Source organism: Gammaproteobacteria bacterium, assembly GCA_011682695.1.
Taxonomy (GTDB): Bacteria; Actinomycetota; Acidimicrobiia; order Spongiisociales; family UBA4744; genus BMS3Bbin01.
On record JAACED010000061.1, the window covers coordinates 1 to 12,706 of the forward strand.

Annotated in this window: 11 protein-coding genes and 1 tRNA gene; 8 read left to right on the forward strand and 4 right to left on the reverse strand. The window is 61.9% G+C overall.

All coding sequences use genetic code 11. The features are described 5' to 3' along the window. Nucleotides 1-108: 108 nt before the first annotated feature. Nucleotides 109-1,320, reverse strand: a complete 1,212-nt coding sequence (locus GWP04_10495) for an aminotransferase class I/II-fold pyridoxal phosphate-dependent enzyme (GenBank protein ID NIA25980.1) — start codon at nucleotides 1,318-1,320, stop codon at nucleotides 109-111. After that, the gene (locus tag GWP04_10500) at nucleotides 1,317-2,153 is read right to left on the reverse strand and encodes an SDR family NAD(P)-dependent oxidoreductase (protein ID NIA25981.1); all 837 of its coding nucleotides are present in this window, start codon (nucleotides 2,151-2,153) and stop codon (nucleotides 1,317-1,319) included. The genes GWP04_10495 and GWP04_10500 overlap by 4 nt, the downstream gene beginning before the upstream one ends. Nucleotides 2,154-2,264: 111 nt before the next feature. Here GWP04_10500 and GWP04_10505 point away from each other — a divergent pair. The 8 genes from GWP04_10505 to GWP04_10540 all read left to right on the forward strand — a co-directional run bounded on the left by GWP04_10505 (nucleotide 2,265) and on the right by GWP04_10540 (nucleotide 9,710). After that, a tRNA-Leu gene (locus GWP04_10505) sits at nucleotides 2,265-2,349 on the forward strand. Nucleotides 2,350-2,446: 97 nt separating this feature from the next. Then, on the forward strand, nucleotides 2,447-3,391 hold the full coding sequence (locus GWP04_10510; GenBank protein NIA25982.1) for a pyruvate dehydrogenase: 945 nt from the start codon (nucleotides 2,447-2,449) through the stop codon (nucleotides 3,389-3,391). A 310-nt stretch (nucleotides 3,392-3,701) separates the two neighbouring features. After that, a complete protein-coding gene (locus GWP04_10515) occupies nucleotides 3,702-4,532 on the forward strand; it encodes a hypothetical protein (GenBank protein ID NIA25983.1) in 831 nt (276 codons plus the stop codon). A 198-nt stretch (nucleotides 4,533-4,730) separates the two neighbouring features. Continuing rightward, entirely contained in the window at nucleotides 4,731-5,792 is a 1,062-nt protein-coding gene (locus GWP04_10520; protein ID NIA25984.1) for an NAD-dependent epimerase/dehydratase family protein, read from the forward strand. Beyond that, complete coding sequence (locus GWP04_10525) at nucleotides 5,785-7,032, forward strand: methyltransferase domain-containing protein (GenBank protein NIA25985.1); 1,248 nt, start codon at nucleotides 5,785-5,787, stop codon at nucleotides 7,030-7,032. Before GWP04_10520 ends, GWP04_10525 begins: the two co-directional genes overlap by 8 nt. A 37-nt stretch (nucleotides 7,033-7,069) precedes the next feature. Continuing rightward, nucleotides 7,070-7,858: a glucose-1-phosphate cytidylyltransferase gene (locus tag GWP04_10530; GenBank protein NIA25986.1), complete on the forward strand. Its 789-nt coding sequence runs from the start codon at nucleotides 7,070-7,072 to the stop codon at nucleotides 7,856-7,858. Between the two features lie 18 nt (nucleotides 7,859-7,876). Beyond that, nucleotides 7,877-8,536 carry a PIG-L family deacetylase gene (locus GWP04_10535; GenBank protein ID NIA25987.1) on the forward strand — a complete coding sequence of 220 codons (660 nt, stop codon included), beginning with the start codon at nucleotides 7,877-7,879 and terminating at the stop codon, nucleotides 8,534-8,536. After that, nucleotides 8,529-9,710 (forward strand): methyltransferase domain-containing protein, encoded by a 1,182-nt coding sequence (locus GWP04_10540; GenBank protein NIA25988.1) that lies wholly within the window; start codon nucleotides 8,529-8,531, stop codon nucleotides 9,708-9,710. Before GWP04_10535 ends, GWP04_10540 begins: the two co-directional genes overlap by 8 nt. A gap of 4 nt (nucleotides 9,711-9,714) precedes the next feature. Here GWP04_10540 and GWP04_10545 read toward each other — a convergent pair whose 3' ends face one another. Beyond that, nucleotides 9,715-10,899 carry a methyltransferase domain-containing protein gene (locus tag GWP04_10545; GenBank protein NIA25989.1) on the reverse strand — a complete coding sequence of 395 codons (1,185 nt, stop codon included), beginning with the start codon at nucleotides 10,897-10,899 and terminating at the stop codon, nucleotides 9,715-9,717. 75 nt (nucleotides 10,900-10,974) lie between these two features. Beyond that, on the reverse strand, nucleotides 10,975-12,706 hold a 1,732-nt coding region (locus GWP04_10550; GenBank protein ID NIA25990.1), incomplete at its 5' end, for a DUF1349 domain-containing protein.

Consider the following 12,706-nt stretch of genomic DNA (forward strand, 5'->3'; position numbering starts at 1 on the left):
GTCGCAAGGCCGCACAACGAAGGCGCACCTGCAGGTGCGTCGAGGCGGAGAACGCAGCGAGCGGGGTTCCTGGCCGGCAGAACGCCGCAAAGGTCGCCGGTCGAGGCACTAGATGAGGTTCGCCAGCCTCCCGATCTTCTCGAATGCCTCCAAGGCCTTGTCGATGTGATCGTTCGTGTGCGTTGCCATGCAGCTCGTGCGCAGCAACTGTCGCCCATTCGGCGTCGCAGGGGACACCACGGGATTCGTGTAGACGCCCTCGTCGAGCAGCATGCGCCACATGCCGAAGGTGACCATATCGTCGCCGACGATGACCGGAACGATCGGAGAAACGGAGTTGCCGGTATCGAAGCCGAGATGCTGGAGCCCGCTCCGCCATCGCTCGCCGTTGCGCTGCAATCGCTCGACGCGTTCCGGTTCGGACCGCATGATCTCCAACGCGGCCAGCGCGGCAGCGGCGTTGGACGGAGGGATCGATGCCGAAAAAATCAGCGCACGGGCGTGATGCTGGATGAAATCCACCACCTGTGTGTCACCGGCGATGAATCCGCCTAGCGACGCAAACGACTTGGAGAAGGTGGACATGATCAGATCGGTCTCATCCACGACACCGAAGTGTGCTGCAGTGCCTCGCCCTCCCCCCATCACTCCCATGCCGTGGGCGTCGTCGACCATCACTCGTGCACCGTACCGGTGGCTCAGCTCGAGCATCTCTGGGAGTGGAACGAGGTCCCCCTCCATGCTGTAGAGCCCATCGACGACGACGAGACGGCCCCGGTCGTCGGGAGTGGACAGGAATTGGCGTTCGAGATCACCGAGATTGTTGTGACGGAAACGCTTGATCCTCCCCCAGCCGAGCCGAGCCGCGTCGACGATGCTCGCGTGGTCATCTTTGTCGAGGAACACGGTGTCGCTTCGACCGATCAGCGCGGAGATCGTGCCCAGGTTGGTCTGCATACCCGTGGAGAACACGAGGGCTGCTTCCTTGCCGACGAACTCGGCAAGTTGCCGTTCCAGCTCGAGGTGCATCTCAAGCGTCCCATTGAGGAATCGTGAGCCGGTGCAACTCGTGCCCAACTCTGCGATGGCATTCATGGCCGCCTCGCGCACCTTCGGATGGGTCGTCAGACCGAGGTAGTTGTTCGAACCGAACATCAGGATGCGCCGCCCCTGGTAGATCGCCTCGGGTCCCTCGTTGCTCTGGAGCGGAAGGAAGTAGGGGTAGAACCCTGCCTCCCGAGCCTGCCTGGCACGGTCATACGTCAGGGCCTTCTCGAACACGTCGGCGCGTAAGGTCAGCGCATCGGGATGGTCGGTCATCGTTGTTCGGCCTTTCTCATTGCCTTCTTCAGATCACGATCCATGATCATCCGCACCAGACCGGGAGCGAACCGGTTCGCTCGCCAGATCCAGCCAGATCCCTTGGGATGGATGCTGAACCGTCCCGCGAGGATCCCATCGACGAACGTACGGGCAACCGTGTCGGGAGACAGGAGCCCGGCTGCCTCCGACATGATCGCCGTCTCCGCAGGCTTCGTTTTGTTCTCGTTCGCCAGGCCGGGGGTATCGGTGTCGGGCGGAAACAGGATGGAGAACCCGATTCCGTACGGCTTGAGTTCGTGCCGCAACGACTCGGCGAGACCAACGACGGCGAACTTCGAGGGCGCGTAGGCGCTATAGCCGATCATGCCGAAATACCCCATCATCGACGAGACGAACGACACGTGACCTCTGCGAGCCTCGACGAAATGAGGAATGAGCACGAGCGTCGGGAGGAGCTGTCCCATGTAGTTCAGTTCCAGCTGGTTCCGGAAATCGTCGAGAGTCAGGTCATGCACATACCCTGGACGGGCGCCGCCGACACAGTTGATGAGGTGATCAGGAACTCCTCTGCGTTCGATCAAGCCGCCGAGCGCGGCCGCCACCTGACGATCGTCGGTGGTATCGGCGCCGATCGTCTCGACGAACTGGTCATCGCTCGTTGTGAGTTGAGTGAGTTCCGCCGCCGCATCCGCGAGCGCCTGGCGGCCGCGGGCGATGAGGACAACGCTGCCGCCCCGAGAAACGACCTGTCGCCCCGTGGCCCGCCCGATCCCCATCGACGCACCGGTGATGACAGAGACCGTGCCGGCGAACTCCTTGCCCTTGATCATCCGCAAGAGCTGCGGAAACTGGATAGTCGAGCGAACACACGGGAAGATTACACGGCGGGGTTGGCGGGTGTCGGGCCGAGATGCCGGCGCCGCCTGGCAGAATGGGGGCGCGCGGGTGTAGCCGAATTGGCATAGGCGCCAGACTTAGGATCTGGTGGGCGCAAGCCCGATGTGGGTTCGAGTCCCACCGCCCGCACCCTCGCGTTCTCGTGACGCCTCACCCGGATAGTTCCCGTGCAGCGTCACGAGAACGGGTGGAGGCACCCGCCCGCATCGCGTAGGCTCAGCAACAGGTGAAACGCACTCGGCCTGACACCCTCGAGAGGCTCTGTGGACAGATGGCCTGCATGCGTGCCTTCGAGCTCGCGCTCGGCGACCTTTGGGCACAAGGCCTGATCTCGGGAGAACTCCACCTCGGCATCGGCGAGGAGGGCATCGTCGCCGGTGTTGTAGATCACCTCACCGACGGCGACGCCCTGGCGCTCAGCGCTCTCTTGAACGAGGCGGTCATGATTCCCGCCCTCTCGGGCGGCCGCTGGCCGATCCCGCTCGTCGTTCGGGCTGTATGCGGGGGCGGTTACGGGGATGCGGGACAGCACGAGCAGTCACTCTGGGGATTGCTCGCCGGCATTCCCGGTCTCCAGGTCGTGGTGCCGTCGAACCCGGCCGACGCGGCCGGCTTGATGCTGTCGGCGATCCGGTCGGACGATCCCGTCGTATTCCTGGAACACAAACTGCTGTCGGACCTCATGCGAGCGTCACTCGCCGGGGACCGTCGAACGAACATCGTGCTGGATGTTCCCTCCGAAGGTGCAGAGGGCGAAGTACGGAGAAGACCGGAACCCGTTCCCATCGGTTCCGGCAAGGTCGTGCGAGGCGGCAACGACCTGACGATCTTCAGTCTCGCCATCGGCGTACACCGGTCGCTGGAGGCCGCGGGCGTCCTCGCGGAGGAAGGGATCGAGACGACGGTTGTGGATCTGCGCACCGTCGCTCCGCTGGATCGAGATCTCATCACCACGACCGCAACCGCCACCGGCAAGGTGCTCGTCGTCGACGAGGACTACGAGACCTTCGGGCTGTCCGGAGAGATCGCAGCGGTAGTGGCCGAGTCAGGAGTCGATGCCTCGTTCCGAAGAATGGCGACAACGACCCAGATCCCCTACGTCCGCCACCTCCAAGACGCCGTCCTCCCCAACGTGAACCGCATCGTCGCATCGGCCCTGTCGTTCTCGTGACGCTTCGCCCGGATAGTTCCCCTCAAGTGTCTCGAGAGCGGATAGGAAAGTGCCGGCGACCACTTCGCGTGGGATTCCTGCAGCCGGTCTAGCTACGTCTCGAACCAAACGCACTAGTCCTCGCGCACCCGGAAAAATGGGCTGGAAGACTCATTGCCGCCCTTGCCAAGGTCGCTTAGTGTGTGGTCAACGACCACCAAGCGTGGCAAATGGGGCTAGGACTTCATACGTAGGCGCATGAGACTGCCCGGGATCACCGGGCAGCAACAAGGACAAAAGGGAGGCGGCCCTGCCGGGGCCGAATGGGCACATGGTTGATCAAGCTCGACAGCAGACGTTTACTGAACGTCGCGACTATTCCGTCCATCCTCGAACCGGGGAACGCCTAGCTCGCGAAGCGACACACGGGTCTGATGGCGTAGTAATCGACCTTAGGGAAAGAACCGCCCTCGGCCTCAGAGGTGAAGATGTCGTCATTGAGATCGCCAGAGACAACCGTGTGTTTCTCAGAGGCGACGAAGGCATCCTCGCTGCACCCGCCTGGCAACTCGCGGTGAAGCGCGCCGTGGACATCGTCACCTCGATCTTTTTCCTCATCGCCCTTTCCCCGATCCTGGTGGCAGCAGCCATCGCGGTGAAGTTGACCTCAACCGGACCGCTGCTCTACATCCAGGACCGCGTCGGAAAAGACGGTAGGACCTTTCGATTTGCGAAGTTCCGATCCATGCGAGACGGAGCTCACACAGAACTCGACGATCTCAGACACCTCAATGAAGTGGATGGACCGGTGTTCAAGATGCGGGAGGATCCCCGGATCACGCCCTTCGGTCGATTCATGCGCAAGTACAGCATCGACGAGTTGCCTCAGCTGTTCCACGTGCTCACCGGCGACATGAGCCTCGTCGGACCGCGTCCACCGATCCCGGCCGAAGTGCTCACGTACGACGAGTGGCAACGGCAGCGTCTGCTGACGAAGCCGGGCATCACGTGCATATGGCAGGTGAGCGGCCGCTCCGACCTCGACTTCGAGACCTGGGTCGAAATGGATGTGGAGTACATTCGGACATGGAAACCAAGCCTCGACTTCCTCATCCTGTTGAAGACGTTGCCCGCAGTCATCTCCGCGAGGGGTGCGTACTAGAAGGGCAGTTCAGAACGCTTCTCAAGACCCGGGCATGCGTCGCCGATTGATGAGTGAGAACGGGACGACGAAGCACCTGGTGAAGTCGTCCATCGTCTAGTGTGACCAACCACTCCGGGTGGCCGCCCGTCAGCCGGATGGAGGAGGCTTGATGAACCAGGGAATCACAGGGAACGGGTCGATGAGTCGAGGACGTCCATGAAGATTCTCGTCACCGGACACAACGGCTACATCGGTGCAGTGCTCGTGCAGCTTCTCCAGGCCGCCGGTCATGAAGTCGTTGGGCTGGACACCTACTGGTTCTCGGACTGCCACCACGGGCCGGCACCGGCAGACCCGCCGGCGCTGCGCATGGACCTGCGGGATGTGACGGCTCAGGACCTCGAAGGCTTCGACGCCGTGATGCATCTGGCAGCCCTCTCGAACGACCCGTTGGGTGATCTCAACCCGCAGTACACGTTCGACATCAACCTTCACGCCTCGGTACGACTCGCCGAGGCGGCGAAGACCGCCGGCGTTGCCCGCTTCATCTTCTCCTCCTCCTGTTCCCTCTATGGGGCTCCCAACACCGACGAACTGGTGGATGAGACCGCGGCGTTCGGGCCCGTCACGCCGTATGGAGTGTCCAAGATCAAGGTGGAGCAGGAGGTTGCAGCTCTGGCCGACGACGACTTCAGTCCCACCTACCTTCGCAACACCACTGCCTACGGCTGGTCACCGCAGTTGCGAGGCGACATCGTGGTCAACAACCTCGTTGCCTATGCCTTCACGACGGGCGAGGTGCTCATCAAGAGCGATGGGACCCCGTGGAGGCCCCTGGTACATGTCGAGGACATCGCCAGAGCGTTCCTTGCCGTTGCCAAGGCTCCGAGAGAAGTGATCCACAACCAGGCTTTCAACGTGGGTAGGACCGACGAGAACTACCAGATCTCAGCGGTCGCCGACCTCGTGGCGCAGGTCGTTCCGAACAGCCGCGTGGTGTACGCACCCGGTGGCGAGCCCGACACCCGCAGCTACCGGGTCGATTTCTCCAAGATCGCCGGCGCTCTACCCGATGCACGACCGCAGTGGACGGTCCTCCAGGGCATCGAAGAACTCCACGAGGCGTATCAGAGGTACGGACTCACTCTCGACGAGTTCGAGAGCCGATACCTTCGGATCCGCCACCTCCGCCGGCTCCTCGCCGACGGACGCCTCACCCCCTCCCTACGGTGGCGATCCACCAAAGATGCCACACCGGTTGGAGACCGACATGGGTGAGCTCACCACGTCCACACCTCTCTGCCGCTTCTGCAACGCGCCTCTCACTTTCACGTTCGTCGATCTGGGCATGTCGCCTTTCTGTGAAAGCTTCCTCAGTGAGGACCAGCTCAACCAGATGGAGGCGTTCTACCCGCTTCACGTGTACGTCTGCGATCAATGCTTCCTGGTGCAACTCGAGGAGTACGTTCCCCCGGAGGATATCTTCACCGAGTACGCCTACTTCTCGGCCTACTCGGACAGCTGGCTCGCCCATGCAAAGGCATACGTCGACATGATCACCGATCGGCTAGCCCTGGATCACACGTCGAGCGTCGTCGAATTGGCGAGCAACGACGGGTACCTGCTCCAGTATTTCGTCCAGAAGGGCATTCCCACCCTCGGGATCGAACCTGCCGCCAACGTCGTGAAAGCAGCGGAGGAACGTGGCGTCGATACGTTGATCGAGTTCTTTGGTGCGGAGTTGGCTCAGCGTCTGGTCGCAGAAGGCAGAACCGCCGACTTGATTATCGGCAACAACGTGCTCGCCCAAGTCCCGGACCTCAATTCATTCGTGGATGGCATCAAGACCCTCCTGGCCCCCGGCGGGGTCGTCACCATCGAGTTCCCTCACCTGCTCCGTCTCATGAGTGAGAATCAGTTCGACACAATTTATCACGAACACTTCTCCTACTTCTCGCTCTCGACCGCCGAGCGGATCTTCGCCGCTCACGGACTGACGCTCTTCGACGTCGAGGAGTTGCCCACACACGGCGGATCCCTGCGGATCTACGGCAGACATGCCGACGATCTCTCCAAGCCGGTCACTCCCAACGTCGTCACCCTTCGCAAACGAGAGGATGCCGCGGGATTGAGCGGCCTGGATGCCTACCGCCTCTTCCGTGAACAGGTGGAGGCGACCAAGCGAGACCTCCTCGAATTCCTCATCGAACGGCGAAGAGCGGGAGAGTCGGTGGTCGGGTACGGCGCCCCCGGCAAGGGGAACACGCTGTTGAACTACTGCGGCATCCGAACGGACTTCCTCGACTACACGGTCGACCGAAACCCCCACAAGCACGGGATGTACCTCCCGGGAACACACATCCCGATCTACCCTCCCGACAAGATCGAGGAAACGAAACCGGACTACATCCTCATCCTGCCGTGGAATCTGAAAGACGAAATCGCCAAACAACTCGCCTACACGGCGGACTGGGGTGCGAAACTGGTTGTACCCATCCCCCGGGTGCAGACACTATGAAGATGCAACGTGTGACGGCGGGACACGGAGGAACCCCATGAAAGTCGTACTGTTTTGCGGCGGACAAGGAACTCGCCTTCGCGACTACTCGGAGACGATTCCCAAGCCGATGGTCCCCGTCGGCTACCGACCGATTCTGTGGCACGTGATGAAGTACTACGCCCACTTCGGGCACCGGGACTTCATTCTGGCGTTGGGCTATCGGGCCGACGCCATCAAGGACTTCTTCCTCCACTATGAAGAAGCGGTCTCGAATGACTTCGTCCTTTCCGACGGCGGCAAGCGAATCGAGCTGGCAAACAGCGACATCGCCGACTGGACGATCACGTTCGTCGATACGGGCGCTGCTTCGAGCATCGGAGAACGCCTGCGCAGGGTCCGCCGGCACCTCGAAGGTGAGGACGTGTTCATGGCCAACTACGCCGATGGAGTCACGGACCTGCACCTTCCCAGCTACATCGACGAGTTCAAGCGTCGCGACGTTGTTGCGAGCTTCGTCGCCATCCGCCCACCCGGCAGCTACCACGCGGTACAGATCGACGAGAACGGGTGGGTACGTGACAGCATGCCGATCGCCGCAACCGACACGTGGATCAACGGCGGGTATTTCATCTTCAAGAACGCGATCTTCGACTATGTGCACAAGGGCGAGGAGCTGGCCGTCGAACCGTTCGCACGACTCATCAAAGATCACCAGCTCACCGCTCATCGACACACCGGCTTCTGGGCGCCGATGGACACGTTCAAGGACAAGCAGCTACTCGATGATCTGTACCGGAACGGACACGCCCCCTGGCAGGTGTGGAACGGCGCCAACGGGACCTGACGGAGGAAAAGGACTGCGATGCAGACACTCTCGCTCGACAGTGCGACTCCGGTCATCCTGTGTCTGGGCGCACACAGCGACGACATCGAGATCGGATGTGGAGCCACCCTTCTTCGCCTGCTCGACGCGCTGCCCGGCGCCTCGGTGCGGTGGGTCGTGTTCAGCACGCACGGCGAGCGGGCGACAGAGGCTCGACACGGCGCCGACCTGTTCGCCGGAGACCGACTCGCCGGATTCGATACACATGACTTCCGTGACGGTTTCTTTCCCGAGACGTTCGGCGAACTCAAGGAACGCTTCCGGGATCTGGCCCGGGCCGTCGAGCCGGATCTCATCCTCACACACTGGCGCAGGGACGCCCACCAGGATCACCGGCTGGTGGCCGAGCTGACCTGGCAGACGTTTCGTGACCACTTCATCCTCGAATATGAGATCCCAAAGTACGACGGCGATCTCGGATCGCCGAACGTGTACCTGCCGGTCGCCCGGGAACAGGCTGATCGCAAGGTCGCGCATCTGATGGAGGCGTTCCCCTCCCAGCATGCCAAGTACTGGTTCAACGAGGAGACACTCCGCTCCCTGATGACGATCCGGGGCGTCGAGTGCAAGTCCTCGAGTGGTTTCGCGGAGGCTTTCCACGGCTACAAGGTCGTACTGAACGCAGGCGAGCGTGACTGAACCTCACGCCTCGGCGTGCTGGAGCTGTGGAGCAACGGGACTCGTTCCGTTCTTCGAATCCCGATCGATCCCGACGAGCTCCTGTGTGCTGCTGCCGAGCAGACAGGAAGCCGAGGCCTGGCCTGTCGGGGACCTTCGACTCGCCTTCTGCCCCGCCTGCGGCTTCATCCAGAATGAGCTGTTCAACCCGGATCTGATCGACTACACCCAGCCCTACGAAGAGAGCCAGGCGTTCTCCGCGACGTTCTCCCGATTCGCGACCAGATTGGCGAACCGGTTGATCGACTCCTACGGCATACGCCACAAGGAGGTCTTCGAAATCGGATGCGGCAAGGGTGACTTCCTGAAGATGGTCTGCGAACTGGGTGACAACCGGGGCCTGGGCATCGATCCTGCATTCACCGAGGGACGGCTGGAGACCACCGCCGACGTGAGGGTCCTCAACGAGTTCTTTTCTGAGCGCACCACCCAACTCACGGGCGATCTCATCACCTGCGTCCACACCCTCGAGCACATCCAGGCGGTAGGCAACTTCGTGCATCTGATCAGGCAATCTGCCGAGCACCGCGCCGGATCGGTGGTCTTCATCGAGGTGCCCGACACGATGCGAATTCTGATGGAAGGTGCGTTCTGGGACATCTACTACGAGCACTGCTCCTACTTCACACTCGGTTCGCTCGGCCGCCTGCTGCGTGCATCCGGTTTCCATCTGCTCTCCCTGGAGACCGGATACGACGACCAGTACCTACTCGTCGAGGCGACGGCTCCGAGCAGCGGACCGGATGCCCACTTCCCGGGGGAAGACGATCTCGATCAGATAGCGAAGCGAGTTCGCGTGTTCTCCGACGCCGCCTACGCCGCGATTCGAAGTTGGGAACGACGTTTGGAGGATGCAGAGGCGGCGGGAAGACGCGTGGTGGTGTGGGGAGCCAGTTCGAAGGGCGTCAGTTTCCTCACCACGTTGAAAGCCGGCCGAATGGTGAGCCACGTCGTGGACATCAACCCCTACAAGCAAGGCAAGTTCATGCCGGGCACCGGGCAGGAGATCATTGCACCCGAGTCGCTCACGACTTCTCCGCCGGACCTGGTGATCGTGATGAACCCCATCTATCTCGAGGAGATCGGCGCGGACCTCACCCGGCTCGGGCTCGCTCCAGAGGTTGTGGCGGTCTGAGGAGTCAGGCGATGAGGATCTCGGCGTTGATCCCCATCTTTTCCAGACTGGCGGCGACCTCGTCCCTGTAGATCTCGTTGGCGATCACGACCACGTCGGGAGGCTGCTCGACCAGAACATCGGGAGAGTGAATCGGCTGGCCCGTTCCCGCCATGTGTTTTCCCCACTTGCGTGGGTTGATGTCGACGACAAGGGGGATCTCGTCCCGGATCTGTAACGCGTTCAGGAACGAGTTCCCTCGCGCACCCGCCCCCCACAGGACGGCCCGGCGGCTCTTCGCCGAGATGTCGAGGAGCGTCGCGCGCCAGCGACCGATCCGTTCCTCGTATGCCGTTGCGAAACGGCGAACGTCGCCCTCGAGCAAGTGGCCGACACGAGGCTCGTTCTCGATACCTCCAGTCGATGGGGCGGCCTCGATGACCAGGTACAGGTTCTCATAGACCGGGCGGACGTGGTGCACCGTGAAACCGGCCGACCTGAGGAGTCGCTCCAGCGCCTGGGGCGTGTAGTACACGGGATGCTCATAGATGACATCCCACACGTCGGCGCTCTGCAACATGTCGAGCGCATTCGGTACCTCGAACACCACGACGGAATCACTCCTGTCACCGAGAATCTCGCGGATATGAGCGAGGAACGACCGGGGGTCGTCCACGTGCTCGAGTAGCTGCCGCGCAATCACGAGATGAGGACTCAGGTGCAGGTCGGCCTCGAGGTAATAGCCTTTGACGAACGCAAGGCGATCATCGATCGGTCTCGTGGGGTCTTCCTCATAACTCGGGTCCACGCCGATCCCCCGGTTGTCTCCGAGTTCGACCATCATGCGGAGGAAGTCGCCTTTCCCGCAACCGATCTCGAGTACGACCTTGTTGTGGAGGTCGTAGCGCTCGATGAGTTCCGTCGCCAGCTCCTTGGCGTAACTCTGGAACAGGGACGAGAAGTGCAGGGAGTTCTCGTAGTTCTCGTCGTAGTCGAGCAGCGACGAATCGAATGCGACGTTCACGATCAGGCCGCACGTCCCACAGAGCGCCAGCGACATCGTCCCCCGCGGGCACTCGAGCGCCGCTTCACGGTCCGGCCACAATGTGCAGCTCTGCGTCGGCAGCTTCGTCGGCTCTGTGAACACGTCGAGATCGGACGAGCCACACGCGGGACACGCCTCGATCACGACTTCTCCGATGTCACCCACGCCATGTCTCTCGTGCCGTGTGACACGGCTCCCTCCGGCCCTCGACGACCGCGGGTCCTCTTCGATCGATCCCGATCATGGCAACGCGGTCACAGTGATGTTCCCAATCGCGACATCGACATGATGCGCGAGCAGAAGGAACGAACCGGAGACCGGATCACCCGCTTGCCCCTGCTGGTCGGTGAGCTGCCAAGTGGCCGGTTCCGTGGTCCCGTCTTCCCAGATCTTCAGACTGTACAGCGGGCCATCCAGCGTCGTCTCGACACGCATCCTGAACCAGTAGGTCGCGCCGATGGTGAGCGGCTGGGCCAGCTCGGAACTGGTGTCCGGATTGAACCCGATGAGCCGGAGCCCCTCGAACGTATCCGTCCACCGCAGCTCGCCGAGCGATCCGGACGGCCACCAGCCCCAAACAGGTTGTGCTGAGGGATCACAGATCGGCTCGTCGAACACCGTGCAGTCCTCATGACCGTCCCAACCCATCAGGATGCCGAGCGCGGGCCCATAGCTCGGAGAGTCATATCCGTTGACCGTGTCGAGGCCTCGGATCGTCATGGGCACCAGCACTTCATACTGATCCCATGTGACATCGCCGATGTCGATGAGACGGTCGTACCCGATATCCACGGTCAGCAGATTGTTGTTGACCTCCCACTGTCCGTCGACCACCTGAGCTACGTTCTGGATGTCGGTGACGGTGCTCCAGTCGATCGAGTAGGGCAGCGGCCAGACGTTGCCGGTGCTCCAGTTGACCGTCACCGTCTTGGTGGTCGGGTTGCTCAGACCGTCCACTGCGGTGATGACCACGGTGTTGGCTCCGACGACGAGATCTGGATCCGCGGTCGATATCTGAACGTTGAAGTCTCCCGGCATGAGCAGCCGGCGGGTATCCGGTCCGATCGACAGGCTGTGGCTCGCGCCACCGTTCAGCGTATAGCTCAGCGACGCGATTCCGTCGGGGTCGTCGACGTTGCCGAGGAGGTCGATCCACTTCTGTGCGTTACCGATGTTGCCGAATTGCTGGACGTCGCCGTACCAGATGTCGAAGATCGTCCCACCGCCGTCCTCCGGCGTGATCGGCGATGCGCTGTTGAAGAAGTAGTCGACGATCACTCGAGTTGCGGGCGCTGGACGATCCGAAGGACTCGGATTCGCCGCGAAGACGCCCACTTGCGTCACCGTCATCAACTGGTCGAATGTCAGTTGCTGCGTCCAGTTGGCACCGTCGTTCGATGTCCAGTACGTCCACGTGTCGCCTGTTCGCGCGACTCGCAGCCAGATCGGCTGGTGGTCGAGCGGCTCCACACTGCTGTACGGATAGTTGTCGGGTCCATTGTCGATGAACGCCGCGAAGGCGAGCGCATCTCTGTCGTAGGCCCACACGTCGAACCGCAGGAACGTGTCCGCGTCCTGCTGGACGATGATCCCTTGAACCTGCTGAGGTTCGGTCATCTGCGACTGGAACTTCACGATGATCTCGAAGTTCGTGTCGGCGGCAGGTTGCATGAGTCTCGGTGCGTTGAACGTGATGCCGTTACCGGTGTCGATCCATGCATCGTGCCGGGCGCCTGCGGGAACCTCGATCACGTACTGGTTCCCCGCCCGCGAAAGACCGAGCGTCGAATCTGCGTCCGGGTCGACCGCAGTCCACACCGCGTCGACTGCCCCGAAGAAGTCGTCCGACACGAACGCGTCGGAGGACAGCATCCAGATCGTCACGGTCGCCGTGTCACACGCGGCCTCGGTGTCACACACCTGATAGTCGAACGTGTCGCTCCCCACATACCCCGTATCAGGCGTGTAATCG

Bases quoted from the DNA above. Each gene is read 5' to 3' on its own strand.
- GWP04_10495 (NIA25980.1), bottom strand. From the start codon at position 1,320: ATGACCGACCATCCCGATGCGCTGACCTTACGCGCCGACGTGTTCGAG.
- GWP04_10515 (NIA25983.1), top strand. From the start codon at position 3,702: ATGGTTGATCAAGCTCGACAGCAGACGTTTACTGAACGTCGCGACTAT.
- GWP04_10500 (NIA25981.1), bottom strand. From the start codon at position 2,153: ATGATCAAGGGCAAGGAGTTCGCCGGCACGGTCTCTGTCATCACCGGT.
- GWP04_10520 (NIA25984.1), top strand. From the start codon at position 4,731: ATGAAGATTCTCGTCACCGGACACAACGGCTACATCGGTGCAGTGCTC.
- GWP04_10530 (NIA25986.1), top strand. From the start codon at position 7,070: ATGAAAGTCGTACTGTTTTGCGGCGGACAAGGAACTCGCCTTCGCGAC.
- GWP04_10535 (NIA25987.1), top strand. From the start codon at position 7,877: ATGCAGACACTCTCGCTCGACAGTGCGACTCCGGTCATCCTGTGTCTG.
- GWP04_10525 (NIA25985.1), top strand. From the start codon at position 5,785: ATGGGTGAGCTCACCACGTCCACACCTCTCTGCCGCTTCTGCAACGCG.